This window comes from uncultured Faecalibaculum sp., assembly GCF_910588395.1.
Taxonomy (GTDB): domain Bacteria; phylum Bacillota_I; class Bacilli_A; order Erysipelotrichales; family Erysipelotrichaceae; genus Faecalibaculum.
Genome location: NZ_CAJUPA010000009.1, coordinates 14,074 through 37,209, shown reverse-complemented (window position 1 = coordinate 37,209; position 23,136 = coordinate 14,074). Strand labels below are relative to the sequence as shown.

Here is a 23,136-nt window from a genome sequence, read left to right as displayed (position 1 = left end):
TTCCTTTCTATCCTTACCGTGTGCGCTGCATCCGGAAAGGAAGAGCACCCGGTATCCGGCTGTGCGGCTGTGATGCCGTGTGCCGGTATTCATGAAGAAAGCAGCCGGCGCCCGGCTGCTTTCAGGAGGAGACTATTCGCCAGTGTATGTGGAATAGGGGATGTTGATTCGCCATGTTCCGATCACGTTCTCGGAATCCAGGCCGTCAAACTTGTCTTTGCCTTCCATCATGTTCTGAACCATGGTGCACAGAGCGCCGGCCATGCCTTCTGCATCCTGCTTGATGGTACCTGTCATGGCGCCTTCGTTGATTTTCGCAACGGCTGCGTCTGTGGCATCCACACCGAATACAGGGATGGTGATCTCGGAATCGGACTTGTTGTAGCCTTCGTTTTCCAGAGCGGAGATGGCACCCAGAGCCATGTCATCGTTGTTGGCAATGACCAGTTCCACCATGTTCTTGTTGGCGGGGTTGTACTGAGAGAGAACAGTCTGCATCAGGTCTGTGCCCTGTGCTGCGGACCATGCGCCGTCCTTGTCCAGCAGGAACTTGTTGGAGTTGTTGCTGTCATAGAACTTCAGCGGTTTCTTGCCGGCTTCGTCCAGTTTCGCATCGGCGTTTTCCACACCGTATTTTGTACGGGCATCGGCTTCGGCGTTGCCTTCCTGACCCTTGAACATCACGTAGGAGATTTCTCCGTCGCCGTTCAGGTCAACCTTGTCGAAGTTTTCCACCAGGTAGTCACCGATCATGTCGCCCTGCATGATGCCGGCCTGTTCGTAGTCGGTGCCGACGAAAGCTGCCTTGTCATAGGCGGAGATGACCTCTTCGTCAACGGACCGGTTGAAGAAGATGACAGGGATGTCAGCTGCTTCAGCCTGATCAATGATGTTTTTCGCTGCGTCCTGACTGGCGGTGTCGACCAGGTTGACCACCAGGCACTTTGAGCCTTTGGAGATGGCTGTCTGCACCTGCTCGGTCTGGGTTGTCTGGGAGTTGTTGGCGTCGTAGTCAACGAAGTTGATGCCGGCTTCCTTCAGATCGCTGTCCAGGTTGGAGCGAACGGAGGAAATGTAGGTGTCACCGTAGGTGTAGTAGAAGACGGATACTTCACCGTCGGCAGAGCCGCTGCCGGAACCGCCGTCACTGGAGCCGCCGTCGGAAGAACATGCTGCCAGAGAGAATGCCATGGTGCCGGCCAGAGCCAGTTTTCCAAAATCACGAAGTTTCATAAAAATCCTTTCCCGCGGTGGTAACCGCTTTCATCTGTTGCTGACTGCATGATATCGCAAATTATTTAGTAAAAAAAGAGCCTGTTTTTATTTTTTCATCTCCAGGTGACAGCTGTATCGAAAGTGTCACGCAAACCAGCTGTTTCGGGACATATCTGGAGTGAAAGCGGATACAGTTCCACCAGATTTGTACGATTCAGTCAAAAACCACCAGATTTAAACAGGAAATTCTCTGGTAAAATTAACTAAAATAATCTGATAGAATTTACTTATTTTACTGCGGTTTATTACTGGCGTCAGCCTGTGTGCACTCCCGTCAGGAGAACAGAGCAGGGACGCGCCTGCCTTGCGGGAGCACAAAAAAACCGCAGCAGAGGCTGCGGTTGTGCTGCGGTGCAGAATCAGTCCAGATCGATGATGTCGCCGAGGTTTTCCCGGATCGTTGCTTCCAGGGTATCGAAGGATTTGTTGAACCGTGCCTGATCGTTTTCGTTCAGCGGCAGGCACATGACGCGTTCCACACCTCTGGCACTGACCACGCTGGGCGTGCCGATGAACAGACCCGACCGGTCGTATTCGCCGTTCTGATAGCTGGAAACCGGCAGGATGCACTTCTCGTTGTGGATCACGGCATCCACGATCCGCTTCAGGGCATAGCCGATACCATAGTAGGTTGCCTTCTTCAGATCGATGATCTTGTAGGCCTTGTCCCGGACATCAATGTAGATGTTCTGGAGCTCCAGCAGGGAAATGTCGTTCTCGTCCAGGTACTCCAGCAGCGATTTGCAGCCGATGTAGGTGTGAATCCAGGGAACGAAACTGGAGTCTCCGTGCTCGCCCATGATGTAGGCGTGAATGTTGGAATCGGCAAATCCCAGGAATTCCGACAGAGCGTGACGCAGGCGGGCGGTATCCAGAACCGTACCCGAGCCGATCACGTGCTCAGCCGGCAGTCCGCTGGTCTTCCATGCCACATAGGTCATGATGTCCGCCGGGTTGTTGGCCACGATCAGAATGCCGTTGAAGCCGTTTTTCTTCAGATCCTCGCAGACACCCTTGGTGATCTTCGCGTTGATCCTGACCAGTTCCAGACGGGACTGTCCCGGTTTCTGGGCTGCCCCGGCGGTCAGAACGACGATGTCCGTATCCCGGGCATCTTCATAGGTACCCGCCCGGACTTTCATTTTGGACGCGGCGTACACCAGACCGTCGTTGAGGTCCATGGCCTCGCCCCGGGCTTTGTCCTGGTTCACATCCACCAGGATCATTTCATCGATTCCGGTGCAGTTGAGCATTGTATAGGCAAAGCTCATGCCTACCATGCCGGTGCCGATCAGCATGATTCTGCGCTTGGCAATTTTTTCCATAAAACTGAGTTCCTCCTGATACTGATTATAGAACGACTGAAGTGAAATCTAAATAAAAAGCACGTCTGACGACGTGCAATTCTTCCGTCTGTCCGGAATTTGAAAGCCCTTGCAGAAGGCAATCTCAGTTCTGATCCTGTCCTTTCAGCTGGACATCCACTGTGCCCTGACGGCCGTTGCGTTCCACTTCCATGGTGACCGTATCACCGATTTTGTGCTTTCTCAGCAGCTGCTTGAGCTGTGCCACGGAACTGATTTCCGTGCCGTCAAAGGAGACAATCCGGTCTCCGGTTTCCAGACCGGCGCCATCCGCCGATCCGCCCTGGCTTACCTGCATGATGTAGATGCCGTCTTTCATCTCCTGCAGGGAAACACCCAGCAGCGGCCGGGAAGTCACAGCCCCCTTTTCAATCAGTTCCTGCAGCACATCCACCGCATCGCTGATGGGGATCGCAAAGCCCAGCCCTTCGATGCCGGTCGCCGACTGCTTCGCATTGACGATGCCGATCAGGTTGCCCGAGGCATCAAACAGACCGCCGCCGGAATTGCCCGGGTTGATCGCCGCATCTGTCTGGAGCAGGGTCATCGTTTCATTGTCGATCACGATTTCCCGGTCCAGCGCAGAAATGATGCCGGTGGTCACAGTTCCGCCCAGGGAACCCAGCGGGTTGCCGATGGCAATCGCCACGGAGCCAACCTTCAGGTCATTGGAGTTGCCGAACGTGGCTGCCTGCAGATTCTGGGCTTCCACCTTGATCACAGCCAGATCCGTGGAGGGATCTGTGCCCACCAGCTTCGCTTCGTACTCGGAACCATCGGCAGTGCGCACGGCAATGGTTCTGGCGCCTTCCACCACATGGTTGTTGGTAATGATGTAGCCGTCACTGGACATGATGACGCCGGATCCGGCACCCTGGGAGACATACTGTCCGAACAGGGAATTCCCGCTGGAGACAGACTCCGTGGTGATCTCCACCACTGTGGGACGCACCGCATCCACCACATCCGTTACATCCACGGCTTCTGTCCGGCCGCTGATGGGAGACTGTCCCTGGGTAATGTTCACTCCTGACTGCTGCTGACTGTCTGTATTCTGCGCCAGCAGTGCACCGCCATATCCTGCAGCACCGCCGATCAGGCCTGCACAGACAAGGCCCAGTATCCATTTCCCCGCAGAAGACTTCTTGCGGAACTGAGGAGGCTGATTGTTCTGATTCATGTTGCATTTCCTTTCCGTGATTTCGATATGGCCTCATTTTACTGCATGAAGCTGAAAAAAGTCTGAAAAGCGGCTTCTGCACCGGCTTTGACTGTTTCCGGAGCCGGTGGCTGCGGCCGGGGCCGGCAGAAGCAGACTGCAGCAGAATCTGTCCGGCGCTGCTGACTGCAGTGACAGCCGGCGGCTTTTTGTACTTCAGCGGGCATTTCAGTTGTCTGAGGGTTTTTGGCAAAGCCGGCGTTGTATTATATACTTGTAGAGATAACAGGAGGTCATTGAATGGCAGTCAAGAAAACGAACGCCGCCGCAAAAAGCGCGGCAGCCGCAAAGATAGAGACAAAAAAGGATGAAACGAAGAAAGAAACAGCCGCAGAGAAGAAAACAAAAGCCGCAGCTGGAACAAAAACTGCTGGAGCTGGCACAGGTACAGCTGCAGCGGGCGCTGCTGCAGCAGCTGAAAAAGCTGATCGGAAAACTGGCGCGAAAGCAGCTGGAGCAAAAAGCCGAAAGACAGCAGCCGCATCTGCCGCGAAGACTGCAGCTTCTGCAGAAGCAGCAGGAACGGGCACAGCTGTCGCTGCTGCTGAGACAGCGGGCAAAACAGCTGCAAAAGCCGCTGTGAAAAAAGCACCTGCCAGAAAGACCACAAAGACAGCTGCGAAGAAGACAGCCGCAAAACCCGTTGCGGACAAGGCGCAGATCGAAGCTGCTGACAAAAAGCTGGCAGCCGAGGCCGAAGACGGCGCGAAGATCCAGGAAGCCATCAGCAGGGAGGCGAAGACGGAGAAACCTGCTGCAGCCACCAAAGCCGCGAAGCCTGCAGCCGACAAGGCACAGATCGAAGCCGCAGACAAAAAGCTGGCAGCCGAGGCTGAAGACGGTGCGAAGATTCAGGAAGCCATCAGCAGGGAAGCAGAGACGGAGAAACCCGCTGCTGCCGCCAAAGCCGCGAAGCCGGCAGCCGACAAGGCGCAGATCGAAGCTGCTGACAAAAAGCTGGCAGCCGAAGCCCAGGACGGTGCGAAGATTCAGAAAGCCATCAATGAACAGGCCAAAACCGTGAAACCGGCAAAGGCTGCGAAAGCCGCGAAGCCGGCAGCCGACAAGGCGGAAATCGAAGCTGCTGACAAAAAGCTGGCAGCCGAAGCCGAAGACGGCGCGAAGATTCAGGAAGCCATCAATGAGCAGGCCAGAACCGTAAAACCGGCACCGGCCAGAAAGAAAGCTGCAGCCAGAAAAACCGCTGTCAAACCGGAGATCCCGGAAGCCGAGAAGAAGGCCTCCTATGATGCCTTCGATCTGTATACCCTGGTGGAAATGGCCAAAGCCATGGGCGTGGACATGAACCTGGAGGATTACCGGAACCTGCTCATGAAGGAAGCCGATGAAGAGAAGATTCTGGCTGATATTCTGGAGAAATTCCCGGAAGCTGCCAAAGATCAGGACTTCGAGGCCAACGGCTACGACCTGACGCTGCTGCCGGTTGTGATTGCCAAAGCTGCGGAAGGCATGGATGTAAAAGCCTCCGACTTCAAATCCATCAGCGATCAGATTGCCGAGGCTCTGTCCATGGAACTGACGGATGACGGCATGCACAACGCGGATGTCTACAACACACTGTTCGACCTGATCCGCCGTCTGCTGGTGATGGGACAGAACAAGGGAATCAGCTCCTTTGCCCAGCTCAATGAGACAATTCCCGCAGATCTGCCTGCAGTGCTGAACAAATTCATGGATGTGGCTTACGCCGTTCTGCCCACCTGGCAGTACAAGGATGTGAAATACTACGAAGGCTTCATCTATGCGGTTCTGAGCCAGTTCGAAGACCTGCACCAGGGGTATGACAACCGGGCCATGATGGATGTGGCTGACCTGCTGATCCGTCACGGTGACTACGGTCTGGGTGATGCCAACTACAACTACATCCTGCGGGAAAACCAGCTGAAGGATCAGATCTACTTCCGGTTCGCAAATGTATACCGGAACATTGACCTGAACAAGGCAAAGGCCATTGCCAACAGCGCTCTGCAGTTTGTGGATGGCCGCTATGACTACTATCCCCGGATCATCGAGATCCTGGAGAGCTGAGCCGGATGACCGCGAAAAACGCCATTCCGGAATGGGTTCTGCACTGTCTTGAGCAGTACGGAAACTGTGCTCTGGGCCGGACAATCACGAAGAAACTGGGCAAGGACAAGCTGCTGGAGGAACTGGAAGCTGCAGGGTTCCCCTGCGAACTGGAGATCCTCTCGGATCAGAAGGACACCAGCCCCTATCCCAAGGACGGGACGTACATCGTGACGCTGAAGACACAGGCGCCGGATCCAAAATCCAGAAAGAAAGCAAAAAGCGGAGAGTGATCTCCGCTTTTTTGCGGTTCCAGAGTTTTGCTTCAATGGCCGGGCTCTGCCATAATAAACTGTATGAAAGCAAAGAAAGAAACCGGAAAGGAAGTGAAACAATGGATCATCAGGATATCTGCCCGTATTGCCATGGCCGGAATTTTGTCCTGGCCAGGCAGCGTGGAGACGGCCGGCTGACATACAGCGAGATCGTGACTCTGGAGCCGGGGACTCTGTATCATATTCTGTGTCTGAACTGCGGAACTGTGGTGCGTACGTTCATGGATGACCCCAGCGTTCTTCTGACGCTGGAGGAAGAGGATGAACAGCCGTCAAAGAGCGGGATCCCGGCCGCAGAGCCGGAAACACCGGACCAGCCGGAATCCGCACAGACTTTGCGGCAGACACCGGAGCAGAAGCAGCCGGAGGTGAAGCCGGATGGAGTTTAGAGTCATGGGTGACCGGAACAACCCGGTTGTAGTGCTGCTGCATGATGCAGGCCTGAACCACCGGCAGTACAAAGCAGCCGCGAAGGTACTGGCCAAACGTTACTGTGTGGTATTGCCGGATCTTTCCGGACATGGCGACAGCCGGACTCCCTTCGTGTCCATTGAAGAGGAAGCGGATGCTCTGGTGCAGTTTCTGCAGCGGGAATTCAAAGGGGAAGTGGAGCTGATCGGGGGATCGGGTCTGGGTGGCATGGTGGCACTGGAGGCTGCTTCGGATATGCCCTTTGCCCGCCTCAATCTGTTCCTGGATGGTGTTTCCTTCCAGGAGCCGGCCCGTCCGCTGATTCCTTCGGCGTATCTGAAGCGCCGTTACCGGGCGCTGGGCCGCAATCCCAGACTCCGCAATCAGATTGGTTCGATTCCGGCGTTCCGGGACCTGGAACCGGTGTTCCGGGCCATGAGCGCCTATCAGCCGCCGGAACTGGTGTCCCGGAAAACCCGGGCACGCATCGTTCATGGAAGTCTGGAGAACAAAGGGGTGCAGGAAGCAGGGCAACGGCTGCTCAGACAGCTGCGCAATTCCAGTCTGGAGATCCAGGAGGGGATGAACCACGGCGATCTGGCGCTGGAGAACCCGGGAAAGCTCGCCATCATGCTGTTTTCCCAGCTCAGTTCTCTGTTCTGAACCGGAAGTCAGACCGCCTGAAGGCAGCAACTGGAAAAAGAAAGCCATCTGTCAGTGTTTGTGCCGGCAGATGGCTTTTCAGTCTGATGAGATTCCGGCCAGGCTGTGACCGGAGCTGCTTTGTGAGTCGCGGGTTTGGAAACCCGAAATCTGCATCTTATGCAGGAATACGGCAGCGGAGGCATTCTGATGACAGACAGTTGTGCAGCACCATTTTCCGTTGCATGCGGCAGTTACTCGATGCCGAATTCTCTGAACAGGCGCTCCATTTTCTCCGGGTTGCCCACTGCATCCAGAAGCTCCATTTGTCTGCCGGCATCAATCATTTCCCGTTTCAGTCGATCCATTCTTTTTGCAAGATTCTCTTCGGCAGCCATGTATCCCTTCCGGTACCCGCGTTTTTCCCCACGCTTTTCCCCACGCTTTTCGCCCAGCATGATACCATGCTGCTGGCCTTCCAGCCACCCGTTCTCATATACACCCTGTCCCAGATTGCACATATCCTCTACCTCCTCTTCCACATCCTCGATCACCGGCACATCATATTTCTCCAGGATCGCCAGCTTTTCTTCTGTCTTCATTGTAGTCGAAAATAAACCCCGCAGTAAATTCCACACCGGTTTTTCCCCTTCCTGATGTCTGGATCTCTCGTTGAATCCCAGGATCATCAGCCTCAGTTTGTCTGCTTCTCCCCACATCCCCGGGATCCCGTCAGTCTCTTCCGTCAATTCCCAGGTGCTGATGGTATTTTCCTCCTGCCCGGCCACGATCCAGATGCTGCACACCGGCAGCATATCGCTGTAACTGCCCTCCAGATACTCCACATTCAGCTGACTGGTGATCTCCTGGGCTCCATAGGCTGTGGCTCTGTCCAGCAGCACATACTTCTCCGGCTTTTCTTTCTGAATCTCGATGTTGATCAGAAACCGTCTGGCTCCCTCCGGAAGCCGGATCCGGAACAGAATGTCGAAGCGGATCTGCCGGCTCCGCTTTTTCTTCTTTCCGTTGTCGTGTTCATCCGGCACATCCTTGTATTCCGTGTTCAGTCCCCGGACCCGCAGATCCGGATGCAGTCTGGTGGTGGAAATCTGGATATCCGGATCGATCATCTCCACGATCTGCGCCACAGTGTATCCCGCCGCCCCCGGCAGCACTTCCTTCAGAAACGCTGCCAGGATCCAGCGGTACCCCAGCAGACGCTTGGCATGGTCGTCATAGAGCGCCTGGCTTTCACTGTCAGAAAGATCCAGGGCAATGTCCGTTGTTCGTTTTGTCATCAAAGCTCCTTTCCGGCTGTTCCAAAAGCATATCGGAAAGGGTTTTTGATTTCAATATAATTTATTATATTACATATTTGTGAATTCACATCTGCTTCACTTGTGCCTGGCATCATGACAAAAAGCCGTGTTCAGCCAGCTTCTGAACAGCGACCGGCCGGCACGGCTTTGCGGATGGATTCATGTTCCCGGACTGTTTCCGGTTTTCCTGTGTGGAATCAGCAGGTCAGGATCAGTCTGCTGCGGCCATCTGGTATGTACCCATGAACACCGGCAGATTTGTATCTGTGTCCAGAATCAGGTAGAGAAACGGCCTGTCGCAGGTGATGGTCACGGAATCATCCTCCAGACTCGCTGTCTCGCTGATGGCCACATCCGTGGCAGCGGAGGCTTTTGTGCCCTGGGCATTCACCTCGATTTTTGCTTTCTGCAGCACCTCGGAAATGAAGAAGGTAGCATCCGGGGAAATGTTGGAGAAATCCGCATTGTCCTGGAATACATCCGTGATACCCAGTGTTTCCAGTGCATCATTGAGCTGTTTCTCTGTGGAAGCAGTGAATTCCGGAAGTGCGGCATGAACAGTCCGGGACTCCGGATGCGCCAGCGCTTCAAACAGCTCTGCTTCGTCCTGGGTCTCCAGCGCGGATTCGATGGAATTCTCCACCGGACCTTCCTTTGGCAGCAGGGCAGCGAAGACATAGCGGCCGTCTTCGTACGGTTTCACAAACCCCTCGAAGCCGGATGTGGATACATAGCTGTTCTCCTTTGACTGCATCATCGTGACATCGCTGTCGGTGCCATCCGCATTCCGGAATACACCCGGTGTCATGGCCTGACTGTCATAGGGATCCTGCCAGCGGCCATCAAAAGAGACTGCATTGATCAGCACCACAGCCGGATCGTGGAAGGTATCCACCATCTGGTCGATCATGCCATCGGTCTGATCACGGACCCAGTCATTCACGTCCCGGACTGTCGTTTCGTCAAACGATACCAGATTCACCGGGGCATGATAGTCCTGTTCCAGCACTGTCTGAAAATCCGGCTGGACAGATGCAGACAGCCGCCGGGCGATCCAGGCGGAATTCGCCAGATGCAGCGGGTTCTGTTCACCGCCGGTCTGTTCCAGAGCCGATTTCGATGCCAGGTTGATATCTGCCACAGACAGTCCCAGGACATCTTCCATCTGCGACAGCGTCTGACCGGAAGCACCATTGGCAGCCATTCCCAGAGCGAAAAATGCCGAGAGTCCGGACATCACCGTGTTTTCTTTGGACGTGTGCATCTGATCAAAGAGTTTCCAGGTGAAGGCTGCCACAGCAGAGGCTGTCTCTGGCTGAAGGCCCGAGGTCTGAGTTCCGGATGCCGGTGTTTCATCTGCCGGTGCATCCCCGGCAGGCGCGGCACAGCCCGCCATCAATGCCAGGGAAAGAAGGCAGGAAATGGTTTTTTTGCAGTTCATGAGATTCTCCTTTGTATTCATTGTGCCTGCTGCGGCTCATGCTTTCCAGTGCAGACCCGTGCGGCAGGGAAAATGTCAGAAAACAATAAGAAAAAGTTCAGAAAACAGCAGGAAACCGCTGTGAATCCTGATCGGCTGCCATGCTGAAGCCGCAGCCAGCCACAAAGGCTGCCATCGGCAGGGCCGGCACTGAAATCCGCTGCCATTCTCCTGAAACATCCGCAGAGTTTTCAGATTTTCTTGAAAATAGTTACATCCGGTGCTACTCTCAGACCGTAAAGGAGAATTGCATGAAAATTCAGATGAAGACCCCTCTGGTGGAAATGGACGGGGATGAAATGACCCGTGTCCTGTGGAAGGACATCAAGGAAATTCTGCTGGAGCCTTATATCGACCTGAAGACCGAATACTATGACCTGGGTCTGCCCAGCCGGGAAGCCACCGGGGACCAGATCACCATAGATGCCGCCAACGCGAACCGGCGCCGGGGGGTGGCAGTGAAATGTGCCACCATCACCCCCAACGCCCAGCGGGTGGAGGAATACAGCCTGAGCGAGATGTGGAAATCCCCCAACGGCACCATCCGCGCGATCCTGGACGGCACCGTGTTCCGCACCCCGATCATGGTCCGGGGCATCGAGCCGGTGGTGAAAAACTGGAAGGAACCCATCACCATTGCCCGTCACGCCTATGGAGACGTGTACCGGAACCAGGAAATGTGCATCACGGAACCCGGCACTGCCAGCCTGGTGTTTGAATCCGATTCCGGTACCACGGAAAAAGCCGTTGTGTTCCGTTTCGAAGGCCCCGGTGTTCTTCAGGGCCAGTACAACAAGGACGATTCCATTTCATCCTTCGCCAGAAGCTGCTTTCAGTATGCCCTGGACCAGGGAAAAGACCTGTGGTTTTCCTCCAAGGACACGATCTCCAAAAAGTACGACCACCGCTTCAAGGACATCTTCCAGGAGATCTACGACCGGGAGTACAAAGAGGCTTTTGAAACAGCCGGACTGGAGTATTTCTATACCCTGATCGACGACGCTGTGGCCCGGGTCATCCGCAGCCGCGGCGGCTACATCTGGGCCTGCAAGAACTACGACGGCGATGTCATGAGCGACATGATTTCCACCGCCTTCGGTTCCCTGGCCATGATGACCTCCGTGCTGGTCTCCCCCGAAGGCAATTACGAGTACGAAGCCGCCCACGGCACCGTGACCCGGCACTACTACAAATGGCTGAAAGGGGAAAGCACCAGCACCAACCCCGTGGCCACGATCTTTGCCTGGACCGGGGCTCTGCGCAAACGGGGCGAACTGGATGAGATCCCGGAACTGGTGGAATTCGCCGACAGTCTGGAAAGCGCCTGCATCCGCACCATTGAAAGCGGAAAAATGACCGGGGACCTGGTGAGTCTCTGGACCGGAGATGTACCCGCGCAGAAACTGGAATCCCGGGCGTTTCTGGAAGCCATCCGCAGCGAACTGGAAGCTGCCTGAATCTGAATCTGACCGGATCCTGCGATCCGGTTTTTCGTCTGCCGATCAGGCCGGGGCACCGGATGGCGGCAGGCATGGATCCGGCATGACATGCAAGGCCATCCGGAGATGGAAAAACAGAAAAATCCGCAGTTCTCCTGCATCACGGGCAGGCAGAGGACTGCGGATTCTGTCTGTTGGGCTGTCTGGCGAAAAGACCGGCTACCAGCGTTCTCCCACGTAGATGTTGGCAGGACGGATCAGTTTCCGGTTGTTCTGCCGGTTCTCCAGGTGATGGGCAATCCAGCCGGCTGTGCGGGATATGGCAAAGAGAGGAACGAACAGCTCCGGTTCGATGCCCAGCATCCGGTAGGCGAATCCCGAGTAGAAGTCCACATTGGCACAGACCTGAACGCCTTTGGCTTTCTTCATGACCCGGCAGGCGGTTTCTTCCAGTGCTTCCATCATGGCAAAGGCTTCCTCTTCGCCTTTTTCCGCTGCCAGCTGCCGGCAGGCTTCTTTGATCATCCGGGCCCGGGGATCGCTCTTTGTGTAAATCGCATGACCGATGCCGTAGATCAGGCCGCTTCTGTCTCCGAATTCTTTTGACAGCATCCGCCAGCAGAGATCCTCCAGTACCGCCGGATCGGTGGTGATGCCGGTTTCCTGCACAATGGCTTCATACTGCTGCGCCATCTTGTTGGCGGCCCCGCCGTGCTTGGGGCCCTTCAGGGAACCCATGGCTGCGGAGATGCAGGAATAGATGTCCGTGCCGGTGCTGGTGAGAACCACATCGGTGAAGGCGGAATTGTTGCCTCCGCCGTGATCGGCGTGGATCATGAGCAGGATGTCCAGAACGCTGGCTTCCGCCGGTGTGAAGGACCCTCCCTGACGGTCCATATACAGGATGTTTTCCGCCAGGGACCCGTCTTTCAGGGGATAAGCGTCGATCTTGGTGCCGGTGTGGTTGGAGAACACGAACAGCGGCAGGGAAGCCAGGATGGACAGGCCCTTGACCATGCGGTCCTCCAGTTCGTCATTGTCCGGATTCTCATCCTGAGCGTACATTTTCAGCACTTCGATCTGCATGGCATTGAGCAGGTTGCTGGTGGGATAGGCGGCGGAAATGAAATCCGTGTGAATGTTCTGATGAAGCGTCCGCCGGAAAGCCTGCAGCTCGTTTTCATCCGGGAGATGTCCGAATATCAGCAGAAAGGCGGTGGTTTCATATCCCAGACTGGTTCCGGATTCCCGGATCCGGCGGACCAGATCGTCAATGGTGTAGCCCCGGTAGATGAGCTGGCCTTCCGTGTCGTGCTTGTGTCCGTGAATCATCTGGTAGCCGACCACGTCGCAGATCCGGGTAAGTCCCACTTTGACGCCGGTGCCGTTTTCATTCCGCAGTCCCTGCTTGACCCGGTAACGGGCGTAGAGCGAGGGATCGATGAGGTTGTTTCGGGCGCTTTCGGTATACAGCGTCCGCAGGTCGTCCTTTTCCAGTTCCATACAGCAGCAGCTTCCTTCCTTCTTGCATCGGGTCCTGTCCGCTGCGGGCAGGACCGTCGTTTTGATAGTATAGCACGAAAGATGAAACTTGTTGCAGGACTGAAAATTTTTACAAAAATCCTGCGGCATTTGCTATACTGTTTTTCATGAAGAAATGAGGGATGCAGATGCCGAAAAATCTTGTACAGAAGATTCTTGAAAGCCATGTGGTCTCCGGCACACCGGTAGCCGGTGAACCGGTGGAACTGGTCATCGATCAGACACTGACCCAGGATGCCACCGGAACCATGGCCTATATACAGCTGGAAGCCATGGGTGTGGACCAGGTGAAAACCGAGCTTTCCGTTTCCTATGTGGATCACAACACGCTGCAGTCCGGGTTCATGAACGCGGACGATCATGCCTACCTGCAGTCGGTGGCAGCAAAACACGGGGTGCTCTTCTCCCGGCCGGGCAACGGCATCTGCCATCAGGTGCATCTGGAACGGTTCGCAAAACCCGGGCGCACCCTGATTGGATCCGATTCCCATACCCCCACAGCCGGTGCCATGGCTTCCATTGCCATCGGTGCCGGGGGACTGGACGTGGCCAAGGCCATGGCCGGTCTGCCCTACCGCATCCTGTGGCCGCAGGTGGTGAATGTGCGGCTGGAAGGTGCGCTGCCTCATGGAACAAGCGCCAAGGACATCATTCTGGAACTGCTGCGGCGGCTTTCGGTCAAAGGCGGTGTGGGCCGGATCTTCGAGTATTCCGGTCCCGGGCTGGAATCGCTGTCTGTCTATCAGCGGGCCACGATCACCAACATGGGCGCCGAACTGGGAGCCACCACGTCCGTATTCCCCTCGGATGACATCACCCGGCAGTTTCTGGCGCGTCAGCAGCGGGAAGAAGACTGGATGCCCCTGGCTGCGGATGAGGAGGCGGTCTATGACGAAACCATTGTCATCGATCTGAACAGGCTGCAGCCCCTGGCTGCCTGTCCCCATTCCCCGGACAATGTGAAGCCGGTCCGGGAACTGGCGGGCATGAAAGTCGATCAGGTGTCCATCGGCTCCTGCACCAACAGCGGCTTCGAGGATCTGATGAAAGCCGCCAATGTGCTGGAAGGGAAAACCGTGGCACCGGGTGTGAGCCTGACAGTCTCTCCCGGCAGCCGCCAGGTGCTGACCAAGCTCATTGAAAACGGTGCGCTGGCCACTTTTGTAAAGGCCGGTGCCCGGATCCTGGAATGCACCTGCGGTCCCTGCATCGGCATGGGGCAGTCGCCGAAAACCGATGGCGTTTCCCTGCGGACCTTCAACCGGAATTTCTACGGCCGCAGCGGGACCCTGAGCGCTGGGGTGTACCTGGTGTCTCCGGAAACGGCAGCCGCCAGCGCCGTTGCCGGTGTCTTCACGGATCCTGCCGGTGTCAACTACAGCGACAGCATTCCGGAAGAACCGGTGTATGTGGATGATTCCATGATCTGCCAGCCGTCTGAAGACCCGGCGTCCGTGGAAATCGTCATGGGGCCCAACATCCGGCCGCTGCCGGAAAACGATCCGCTGTCGCCTTCCCTGGAGAAAAAGGCAGTCATCAAGCTGCCGGACAACATCACCACGGATCACATTGCCCCTGCGGGCGCCGAAGTGCTGCCCTACCGCTCCAACATTGAAAAGCTGTCCACGTTCGTGTTCCGCAACAACAAGGAAGGATTTGCGGACATCTGCAAAGAGCAGGGCGGCGGATTCATCGTGGCGGGTGAAAACTACGGCCAGGGCAGTTCCCGGGAACACGCCGCCATGGCACCGATGTATCTGGGCATCAAGGCGGTGCTGGCAAAAAGCTTTGCCCGGATCCACAAAGCCAACCTGATCAACTTCGGCATTCTGCCGCTGACCTTCGCGGATCCGGCAGACTACGACGACATTGACGAGCTGGATGTGCTGGTCATTGAAGACACGTCCCAGGCGGCTGCGGGTCAGGTGACGGTGAAGAACCGGACCAGGGGAACGGAATACCTGATGAACTGCGAAATCACGCCGGAGGACTATGAACTGCTCCGGCATGGCGGCGCCCTGAATTATATCCGGAACACCGCTGCGTAAAGCAGCCGGCACCGGAATTGACAACCGAGATAACGGACCGTAAGGTCTTATGTATAACGCGATGACCGGAATCAGTACGCAGAAAACAGTCTTCAGAGACGGTCCGTCCGGTGAAAGGACCGGGCTGTTCCTGCCGAAACACCTCCGGAAGCGGTCTGCGCAAACGGCAGTCCGGGTCACAGAACCGGATGCTCAGTAGTGCAGAACGGCAGTCCCCGTTACCGGACCGGAGTGTCAGCAGGCACTCTTCAAGGCGGTTTCTGCGAGGGAACCGCGAACAGAGGTGGGACCACGGAACGAGCTTCCGTCCTTTGCGGGACGGGGGCTTTTTGCATATACAGCATGATGCCCGCCAGCCCCCATACAGCAAACACGCGGAACCGGCTGCTGGCGGCCGCGGAAAGGAGACTATATGAATCAGATTCAGATCCCGGCCGGAGCCAGGGACTGCATGCCCGGAGAAGTCCGGCGCAAACGGGTGCTGAGGCAGGCCATAGAAGAGGTCTTTGTCCGAAACGGCTGCCGTCCGGTGAGCACACCGGCCATGGAATATCTGTCCACCTACACAGCGGCGTTTGCCGATGCGGATGAATCCGAAATGTTCCGGATCCAGGATGGCAGCGGCGACATGCTGGTGCTGCGGCTGGACATGACCGTGCCCATTGCGCGTACCGCCAGCACAAAGCTGCGGGACAGACGTCCCCTTCGGCTGTTCTACACCGAGGATGTCTTCAAGCAGCGGCAGCTGTTCGGAGGCAGGCGGGTGCAGGTGACGGACTGCGGCGTGGAAATGATCGGTCTGCCTGCAGCCGGGGACCTGGAAATCCTGCTGCTGGCCTGTCAGGTGCTGGATGCGGTGCATCAACCGGGCTGGATCCTGGAAACCGGTGATGTGCGGTTTTTCCAGGATGCGGTGCAGACTCTGGGACTTGGCGAAGCGGATACAGCGGCCCTGGCCGATCTGATTGACCGCAAGAGCCTTCCGGATCTGGAACGGTATCTCAAGGACAATCAGATTCCCCGGAAAGAGTTCTTCCTGATGTTGCCGCTGCTCTCCGGCGGACGGGAAGCCCTGGACACCGCCAGGACCGTGGCTTTCACCCCGCAGCAGCAGGCCTGCCTGGACGGGCTGGAAGAGCGCATGGACGGGCTGGAACAGCTGGGTTACCAGGCATGTGTGACGGTGGACCTGGGCAAGATCCCGCATCTGAACTACTACAGCTCCCTGATCTTTGAAGGCTATGTCCCGGGAACCGGAACCAGCGTTCTCTCCGGCGGCCGCTACGACGGGCTGCTGGAAAAGTTCGGCTCTGCGGAGCCGGCCTGCGGCTTTTCCGTGAAGCTGGATTACCTCACGGAACTGGAACCGGAAGCAGCGCCCCCGGAAACGGCTGTGGTGCGCACCGGACCGGATACGCTGGTGCAGGCCATGGATGTGGCCCGGAAGATCCGGGAGGAAATGCCCTGTGTCATTGAATACACGGAAGAAGAAGGCGGACTGGAGGTGCTGGCATGACTGTTTCCCTGGCGCTGACCAAAGGACGGCTGGAACGGAAAACCGTGGACATGCTGGAGCGTTCCGGCTATGGCATTGAGCCTCTGCGCAATCAGGGCCGGCAGCTGGTGTTTGAAGACACCCGGAAGGATCTGAAATACTTTCTGGTGAAGTCCAACGACTGCCTCACCTATGTCATGCATGGTGTGGCGGATGCCGGAGTCGTGGGCAAGGATACGATCCTGGAAGGACCGAAGGACTACTACGAGGTGCTGGATCTGAAAATCGGCGTCTGCAAGTTCATCGTGGCTGCATTGCCGGAAACGGATCTCTTCAACCGGGACGGCCATCTACGCATCGGTACGAAGTATCCCAATGTGGCCACAAAATACTTCAATGACCGGGGCATGGACGTGGAGATCATCAAGATCGACGGCTCCGTGGAGCTGTCCCCGCTGCTGGGACTCTGCGACGGGATCGTGGACATCATGGAAACCGGCACCACGCTGAAGGAAAACGGACTGGTTGTTCTGGATGATGTGGCGCCGGTCAGCGCCCGGCTCATCGTGAACAAAGCCGCATTCCGGACGAAGAAGCAGGAGATCCTGGAACTGGTGCGGGACCTGTCCCTGGAAGTGGACCGGGAACAGGCCATGAAAAAAGAGAAAGACAGGAAAGGGGAATACACATGCTCAGGGAACTGAATGCCGCCGATCTGGAGAGTCTGACAGCCTGGCTCAAAAGCCGGACGCAGACCATCAGCGGCGACATCTACAAAGCGGCGGCGGACATCATTGATCAGGTCCGGCAGACAGGGGACCAGGCGCTGCGGGATCTGGCGCTGAAATTTGACCACCGCAGCATCCGGACGCTGAAACTCACCCAGGAACAGATTGATGAACTGGCCAGTCAGGCCGATCCTGCCTTTGTGCAGGCGCTGCAGGGAGCCAGGGACAACATTCTGGCCTTTCACCAGGCGCAGAAAACAAACAGTTTCATTCTCACCCGGGACAACGGGGTGTATCTGGGCCAGCGGGTGCTGCCGCTGGATGCAGTGGGCATCTATGTGCCGGGAGGCCGGGCCCAGTATCCATCCAGCGTGCTGATGAATGCGATCCCCGCCAGAGTGGCCGGCGTGAAGCGCATCGTCATGATGACGCCGCCGGCGGAAAACGGTCTCATCGAGCCGGCCATTGCCTGTGCGGCGAAACTGGCCGGGGTCACGGAAATCTATGTCACCGGCGGTGCACAGGCCATTGCAGCCATGGCCTACGGAACGGAAACCATTGCGCCGGTGGACAAAATCGTGGGGCCGGGCAATGCCTTTGTGGCTGCAGCCAAGAAACTGGTGTTCGGAACGGTGGACATTGACATGATCGCCGGACCCAGCGAGATCCTGGTGATTGCGGATGCCGGAGCCGATCCTGCCTGGATCGCGGCGGATCTGCTGTCTCAGGCAGAACACGACCCCCTGGCCAGTGCCATGCTGGTGACCACGGAACAGACCGTGATTGATCAGGTGAACCGGGAACTGGTCCGACAGCTGGAAACGCTGCCGAAAAAAGACATTGCAGCTGCCTCCCTGGCTGACTACGGCCGCAGCATCCTGTGCAGTTCCATGGAAAAATGTCTCCAGGTGGCCAACCGCATCGCACCGGAGCACCTGGAGCTCATGGTGGAAAACCCCATGAACTGGCTGGGACAGGTCCGGCATGCGGGCAGCGTGTTCCTGGGCTACAGCACCTGTGAATCCATCGGTGACTATTACGGCGGGACCAACCATGTGCTGCCCACCTCCGGCACCGCAAAGTTCTCCAGTGCCCTGGGCGTGGATGCCTTCGTGAAACGCAGCAGTTTCCTGCACTACAGCCCTGAGCAGCTGGAACAGGATGCAGAGGCGATCATGACTCTGGCGCAGGCCGAACACCTGCAGGCTCACGCCAATGCGGCAGCCATCCGCGTGGCGGCAGACAGACAGAAAGGCGGTCAGTGATGGCAGAAATCGAACGGTACGAAGCCAGACAGAGCGGCGGTCTGATGCTGAACGCCAATGAATCCAGCGAGAACTTTCCGCCGGAAATCCTGAACGGGCTGCACCGGGCTCTGGATGAACTGGCTTTCAACCGGTATCCGGATGACAGCTGTGAAGCACTGCATGCCGCCTATGCCGGTTACGCCGGGCTGACACCCGGGCAGGTGCTGGCGGGAAACGGCTCGGATGCCGTCCTGGGGCTGATGATCAGCCTGTGCACAGGTTCGGACAAACCGCTGGTGACCTGGGATCCGGATTTTTCCATGTACGATTACTATGTCTCCCTGCAGAAGGCGCCCATTGTCAAAGTGCCGGCAGGAGACACCGAAGCGCTGAAGGAAGCCGGAAAGAATGCCGGACTGGTGGTGATTTCCAATCCGAACAATCCCACGGGTCTGGTGCTGAGCCGTCCGGAAATCCGGGCGCTGTTGCAGGCCATGCCCCATGTTCCGGTGGTGGTGGATGAAGCCTACATGGATTTCTCGGATCAGAGCATGCTGGGCGAGCTGGAACAGTGGCCGAATCTGTACATTACCCGGACGCTCTCCAAGGCACTGGGCGCAGCGGGACTCCGGCTGGGATTTCTGGTGTCTTCCGAAGAGAATATGGCCAGGATCCGTCCCTGCAAAGTGCCCTTCGGTGTGAATGCCTTCACCCAGGCGGCAGGCACAGCGCTGCTGCAGCAGGCAGATCAGTTTGATGAACGCATCCGGCAGACGGTCAGGGAACGTCAGCGGCTGCTGGCGTCGCTGACAGAGCTGCAGCTGCCGGTACAGCCCTCCGGTGCCAATTTCCTGTTCCTGCAGGGAGCCGGCATGGAGGCGCTGGGGCAGAAACTGGAGGAAGCCGGCATCATTGTCCGGACCTGGAAGGGAAAGGACCAGATCCGCATCACCGTGGGGCTGCCGGTGGAAAACGACTGGCTGCTGCAGGCGCTGCGGGATGTGACGGCAGCCGGCGGAAAGGAGACAGTCAATGCGGACAGCTGATCAGCGGCGGACCACAAAGGAAACCGACATCTTTGTGTGGCTGGATCTGGATGACACAGAGGGGATCTGCGATGTATCCACCGGTGTGGGGTTCTTCGACCACATGCTCCAGCTCCTGGCGTTTCATTCGGGATTCGGCCTGCGGGTGCAGGCAGACGGGGACCTGGACGTGGACGATCATCACACCATCGAAGACATCGGCATTGTGCTGGGCACCCTGTTCCGGCAGGCTCTGGGCAGCCGCCGGGGCATTGCCCGGTACGGCAGTTTCACACTGCCCATGGATGAAACTCTCGCAAATGTAACCCTTGACATTTCAGGACGCCCCTATCTGGTTTATAATTGTAGTCTGAGCAGGGACACCATCGGGACCTTCTCCTGCGAGATGCTGGAGGAGTTTCTGCGGGCGTTCGCTTTCAATGCCGGCATTACGCTGCATGTGAATGTGCCCTACGGCACCAATGACCACCACAAAGCCGAAGCGGTGTTCAAGGCTCTGGGCAGGGCGCTGAAAGCCGCGGTGAAGCTGGAGGGCGATGCTGTTCCCAGCTCCAAGGGAGTGCTGGAATGATCGGCATCATCGACTACGGCATGGGCAACCTGCGCAGTGTGGAAAATGCCCTGGACCATCTGGGGCTGGACCATGTGATCTCTTCCGACCTGCAGGTGCTGGATGGCTGCGACCGGCTGATCCTTCCAGGTGTGGGCGCCATGCAGGACTGCATGAAGGCCCTGCATGAAAGCGGACTGGATGACTGGCTGAAAGCGCAGACCAGACCCATCCTGGGCATCTGCCTGGGCATGCAGGCGTTCTTTGACGCCAGCCAGGAAAACGGCGGTGTGGACTGCCTGGGCATGCTGCCCGGACAGTTCGTGAAGATGGAGGATCCCTCCATCCGGGTACCCCACATTGGCTGGAACGAACTGGAAATCCGCCCGGATCATCCCCTGAAGGAGATCCTGGGGGATCACCCCTATGTGTATTACGACCACTCCTATTACGGAACCGGACTGGATCCGGACACGGTTCTTGGAACCTCGGGCCATGGCCCGTATCAGATTCCGGGACTTGCGGGACGGGGCCATGTGCTGGCCTGCCAGTTCCATCCCGAAAAGAGCGGTGAGACAGGGCTGAAAATCCTGTCATATTTTGGAAAGGAAATGCAATCATGATCATTTTACCCGCAATTGACATCCTCAACGGCAACCCCGTGCGCATGTACCAGGGCGACTACGCCAAAGCTGAAAGCGTCGGCAACGGCGCCGATGTGGTAACGCTGGCGAAACACTTCGCCGACAAAGGCGCCGACTACATCCACCTGGTGGACCTGAACGGCGCCAAGGACGGCGGCCGCATCAACGGCGATCTGATCTGCGAAGTGGCCAATGCCGTGGATGTGCCCGTGGAAGTGGGCGGCGGCATCCGCACCATGGAAGACATTGACTTCTATCTGAACCACGGCGTGAACCGGGTGATCCTGGGCACCAAGGCCATTTCCGATCCCAACTTCCTGCGTTCTGCCGTGAACAAGTACGGCGACCGCATCGTGGTGGGTCTGGACTGCAAGGATGGCTATGTATGCACCACCGGCTGGACCCAGACTTCGAACCTCTACTACACGGAGTTTGCCCGGGTCCTGGAACGGCTGGGCGTGAAGACCATCATTTTCACCGACATCTCCCGGGACGGCACCCTGTCCGGACCGAACCTGGAAATGCTGGATCACCTGAAGAAAGCCGTAAACCTGGACATTGTGGCCTCCGGCGGTGTCCGGGACCTGGGCAACATTGAATCCCTGAAGAATCTGGGACTTTACGGTGCGGTAACCGGCAAGTCGCTCTATGCCGGGACTCTGGACCTGGAAGAAGCGCTGAAAACCGCCCGGAATGCTCAGTAAGCGCATCATCCCCTGTCTGGATGTCCGGGATGGCAAAGTCGTCAAGGGCATCAATTTCGTGGGGATCCGGGAAGTGGGCGATCCGGAAGAACTGGCCCGTCAGTACTACGAACAGGGTGCCGACGAGCTGGTGTTTCTGGACATCACCGCCACCCACGAAGGACGCCGGACCATGGCAGAGGTCGTGGAGAAAGTCGCCCGGCAGATCTGCATTCCCTTCACCGTCGGCGGCGGCATCACCAGTCTGGAAGACATGAAGCGGATGCTGCGGGCCGGAGCGGACAAAGTCAGTGTGAACTCCAGTGCCCTGCGCAACCCGGATCTGATCCGCCAGGGAGCGGACATGTTCGGCAACCAGTGCATCGTTCTGGCTGTGGATGCGAAAAAACAGCCCGACGGATCCTGGCATGCGGTGATCAACGGCGGCCGCATTGACACTGGCAAAGACGTGCTGGAATGGGTGATGGAAGCCGTGGCCCTGGGAGCCGGGGAAATCCTGCTTACCAGCATGGACGCCGACGGCACGAAGCAGGGATTTGACATTGAACTGTGCAAAGCCGTGCGCAGTGCCGTGCCGGTTCCGGTGATCGCCTCCGGCGGCTGCGGCAGCCTGGCGCATTTCGCTGAAGTCTTTGAAGAAGACGCAGCGGACGCTGCTCTGGCCGCCAGTCTCTTTCATTATCAGGAGCTGACCGTGCAGGATGTGAAAGACCATCTGCGCCGGCAGGGCATCGGAGTGCGGCCATGACGCTGGATTTCGAAAAAGGCGGCGGTCTGATCCCGGCCATTGTGCAGGATGCAAAAAACGGCGAAGTGCTCATGCTGGGATACATGAACAGGGAAAGTCTGGAAAAAACCCTGCAGACGGGACTGGCCACTTACTGGAGCCGTTCCCGGAATGAATTGTGGTGCAAAGGCGAAACCAGCGGTCACTACCAGCACGTGCAGGAAATCCGCTATGACTGCGACGCAGACACGCTGCTGCTGAAAGTCATGCAGGATGGTGCCGCCTGTCACACAGGCAACCGCAGCTGCTTTTACCGCACACTGGAGGAAACAGAATGGAAGAACTGACAACGCTCTATGAAACGGTCCTGGACCGCAAAGCCAATCCGGAAGAAGGCAGCTACACCAGCTACCTCTTCGGCAAGGGAGAAGACAAGATCCTGAAAAAAGTCGGCGAGGAATGCACCGAGGTGATCATTGCAAGTCTCTCCCAGAGCAAAGAAGATCTGATCAACGAATTCGGGGACCTGTTCTATCATCTCGTGGTGCTCATGGTCCAGAAAGGCGTCAGCCTGGAGGAGATCAGCGCGGAACTGACACGCCGCAGCGGCAAGAAACACAATCTGAAAGCCGAGCGCAAACCCGTCACTGAATACTGACCTGCCGATGCCCGGCTTCGCCGGTGAGACAGGGCGTCAATGAGTTGGAAAAGCTGCCTATGAGGCAGCTTTTTTGCGATGCGCAGAGCGTGAAGTCAGGCAAGTGCAGTCTCCAGGACGCCTGGACTGCACAGCTTTATCTGCATCAAAAAAGAATAAATGTCACATTTCATCATGCTTTCCAGGAACTTTCCGCACAAAACCGTGAATCTGGCGAATATAACCAGTATGGAAA

The 23,136-nt window shown here is 57.1% G+C and carries 23 protein-coding genes and 1 other annotated feature; of the genes, 17 read left to right on the top strand and 6 right to left on the bottom strand.

Annotation, left to right across the window (positions count from 1 at the left end):
- Positions 1–132: 132 nt before the first annotated feature.
- From QZ305_RS03790 to QZ305_RS03780, 3 genes are all read right to left on the bottom strand, one after another.
- Positions 133–1,233 carry a galactose ABC transporter substrate-binding protein gene (locus QZ305_RS03790; RefSeq protein ID WP_294730205.1) on the bottom strand — a complete coding sequence of 367 codons (1,101 nt, stop codon included), beginning with the start codon at positions 1,231–1,233 and terminating at the stop codon, positions 133–135.
- 401 nt (positions 1,234–1,634) lie between these two features.
- On the bottom strand, positions 1,635–2,600 hold the full coding sequence (locus QZ305_RS03785) for an L-lactate dehydrogenase (RefSeq protein ID WP_294730204.1): 966 nt from the start codon (positions 2,598–2,600) through the stop codon (positions 1,635–1,637).
- 124 nt (positions 2,601–2,724) lie between these two features.
- Positions 2,725–3,819: a S1C family serine protease gene (locus tag QZ305_RS03780; protein WP_294730203.1), complete on the bottom strand. Its 1,095-nt coding sequence runs from the start codon at positions 3,817–3,819 to the stop codon at positions 2,725–2,727.
- Between the two features lie 346 nt (positions 3,820–4,165).
- Between QZ305_RS03780 and QZ305_RS03775 the strand changes: the two genes are divergently transcribed.
- The 5 genes from QZ305_RS03775 to QZ305_RS03755 all read left to right on the top strand — a co-directional run bounded on the left by QZ305_RS03775 (position 4,166) and on the right by QZ305_RS03755 (position 7,295).
- Complete coding sequence (locus tag QZ305_RS03775; protein ID WP_294730202.1) at positions 4,166–4,441, top strand: hypothetical protein; 276 nt, start codon at positions 4,166–4,168, stop codon at positions 4,439–4,441.
- A complete protein-coding gene (locus tag QZ305_RS03770) occupies positions 4,438–5,907 on the top strand; it encodes a neurofilament protein (RefSeq protein ID WP_294730200.1) in 1,470 nt (489 codons plus the stop codon). The genes QZ305_RS03775 and QZ305_RS03770 overlap by 4 nt, the downstream gene beginning before the upstream one ends.
- 5 nt (positions 5,908–5,912) lie before the next feature.
- The gene (locus QZ305_RS03765; RefSeq protein WP_294730198.1) at positions 5,913–6,179 is read left to right on the top strand and encodes a hypothetical protein; all 267 of its coding nucleotides are present in this window, start codon (positions 5,913–5,915) and stop codon (positions 6,177–6,179) included.
- 101 nt (positions 6,180–6,280) lie between these two features.
- Positions 6,281–6,610 (top strand): hypothetical protein, encoded by a 330-nt coding sequence (locus QZ305_RS03760; protein ID WP_294730196.1) that lies wholly within the window; start codon positions 6,281–6,283, stop codon positions 6,608–6,610.
- Positions 6,600–7,295 (top strand): alpha/beta fold hydrolase, encoded by a 696-nt coding sequence (locus tag QZ305_RS03755; protein WP_294730194.1) that lies wholly within the window; start codon positions 6,600–6,602, stop codon positions 7,293–7,295. The genes QZ305_RS03760 and QZ305_RS03755 overlap by 11 nt, the downstream gene beginning before the upstream one ends.
- 233 nt (positions 7,296–7,528) lie before the next feature.
- Here the strand turns inward: QZ305_RS03755 and QZ305_RS03750 are convergent, their stop codons facing one another.
- Together QZ305_RS03750 and QZ305_RS03745 are read right to left on the bottom strand one after the other, a co-directional pair.
- Positions 7,529–8,572 carry a hypothetical protein gene (locus QZ305_RS03750; RefSeq protein ID WP_294730192.1) on the bottom strand — a complete coding sequence of 348 codons (1,044 nt, stop codon included), beginning with the start codon at positions 8,570–8,572 and terminating at the stop codon, positions 7,529–7,531.
- Positions 8,573–8,804: 232 nt separating this feature from the next.
- Positions 8,805–10,034, bottom strand: coding sequence for a serpin family protein (locus tag QZ305_RS03745; protein ID WP_294730190.1), 1,230 nt, complete (start codon positions 10,032–10,034; stop codon positions 8,805–8,807).
- Between the two features lie 290 nt (positions 10,035–10,324).
- Here QZ305_RS03745 and QZ305_RS03740 point away from each other — a divergent pair, with 290 nt between their 5' ends.
- Positions 10,325–11,530, top strand: coding sequence for an NADP-dependent isocitrate dehydrogenase (locus QZ305_RS03740; protein WP_294730189.1), 1,206 nt, complete (start codon positions 10,325–10,327; stop codon positions 11,528–11,530).
- Positions 11,531–11,731: 201 nt separating this feature from the next.
- Here the strand turns inward: QZ305_RS03740 and QZ305_RS03735 are convergent, their stop codons facing one another.
- Complete coding sequence (locus QZ305_RS03735) at positions 11,732–13,015, bottom strand: citrate synthase (protein WP_294730188.1); 1,284 nt, start codon at positions 13,013–13,015, stop codon at positions 11,732–11,734.
- 167 nt (positions 13,016–13,182) lie between these two features.
- Between QZ305_RS03735 and QZ305_RS03730 the strand changes: the two genes are divergently transcribed.
- From QZ305_RS03730 to hisE, 11 genes are all read left to right on the top strand, one after another.
- Positions 13,183–15,102, top strand: a complete 1,920-nt coding sequence (locus tag QZ305_RS03730) for an aconitate hydratase (RefSeq protein ID WP_294730187.1) — start codon at positions 13,183–13,185, stop codon at positions 15,100–15,102.
- 52 nt (positions 15,103–15,154) lie between these two features.
- Positions 15,155–15,417 (top strand) — a binding site (T-box leader).
- A 97-nt stretch (positions 15,418–15,514) separates the two neighbouring features.
- On the top strand, positions 15,515–16,618 hold the full coding sequence (locus QZ305_RS03725) for an ATP phosphoribosyltransferase regulatory subunit (protein ID WP_294730185.1): 1,104 nt from the start codon (positions 15,515–15,517) through the stop codon (positions 16,616–16,618).
- A complete protein-coding gene (gene hisG, locus QZ305_RS03720; protein WP_294730184.1) occupies positions 16,615–17,301 on the top strand; it encodes an ATP phosphoribosyltransferase in 687 nt (228 codons plus the stop codon). Before QZ305_RS03725 ends, hisG begins: the two co-directional genes overlap by 4 nt.
- Positions 17,286–18,590, top strand: a complete 1,305-nt coding sequence (gene hisD / locus QZ305_RS03715; protein ID WP_294730183.1) for a histidinol dehydrogenase — start codon at positions 17,286–17,288, stop codon at positions 18,588–18,590. Before hisG ends, hisD begins: the two co-directional genes overlap by 16 nt.
- Positions 18,590–19,618, top strand: a complete 1,029-nt coding sequence (locus QZ305_RS03710; RefSeq protein WP_294730181.1) for a histidinol-phosphate transaminase — start codon at positions 18,590–18,592, stop codon at positions 19,616–19,618. Before hisD ends, QZ305_RS03710 begins: the two co-directional genes overlap by 1 nt.
- Entirely contained in the window at positions 19,605–20,189 is a 585-nt protein-coding gene (gene hisB, locus QZ305_RS03705) for an imidazoleglycerol-phosphate dehydratase HisB (protein WP_294730180.1), read from the top strand. Before QZ305_RS03710 ends, hisB begins: the two co-directional genes overlap by 14 nt.
- Complete coding sequence (gene hisH, locus QZ305_RS03700) at positions 20,186–20,791, top strand: imidazole glycerol phosphate synthase subunit HisH (protein WP_294730178.1); 606 nt, start codon at positions 20,186–20,188, stop codon at positions 20,789–20,791. The genes hisB and hisH overlap by 4 nt, the downstream gene beginning before the upstream one ends.
- Complete coding sequence (hisA, locus tag QZ305_RS03695; RefSeq protein WP_294730175.1) at positions 20,788–21,516, top strand: 1-(5-phosphoribosyl)-5-[(5-phosphoribosylamino)methylideneamino]imidazole-4-carboxamide isomerase; 729 nt, start codon at positions 20,788–20,790, stop codon at positions 21,514–21,516. The genes hisH and hisA overlap by 4 nt, the downstream gene beginning before the upstream one ends.
- Entirely contained in the window at positions 21,506–22,264 is a 759-nt protein-coding gene (hisF, locus tag QZ305_RS03690) for an imidazole glycerol phosphate synthase subunit HisF (RefSeq protein WP_294730174.1), read from the top strand. Before hisA ends, hisF begins: the two co-directional genes overlap by 11 nt.
- Positions 22,261–22,590, top strand: a complete 330-nt coding sequence (hisI, locus tag QZ305_RS03685; RefSeq protein ID WP_294730172.1) for a phosphoribosyl-AMP cyclohydrolase — start codon at positions 22,261–22,263, stop codon at positions 22,588–22,590. Before hisF ends, hisI begins: the two co-directional genes overlap by 4 nt.
- On the top strand, positions 22,578–22,901 hold the full coding sequence (gene hisE / locus QZ305_RS03680) for a phosphoribosyl-ATP diphosphatase (RefSeq protein ID WP_294730170.1): 324 nt from the start codon (positions 22,578–22,580) through the stop codon (positions 22,899–22,901). Before hisI ends, hisE begins: the two co-directional genes overlap by 13 nt.
- Positions 22,902–23,136 lie beyond the last annotated feature (235 nt).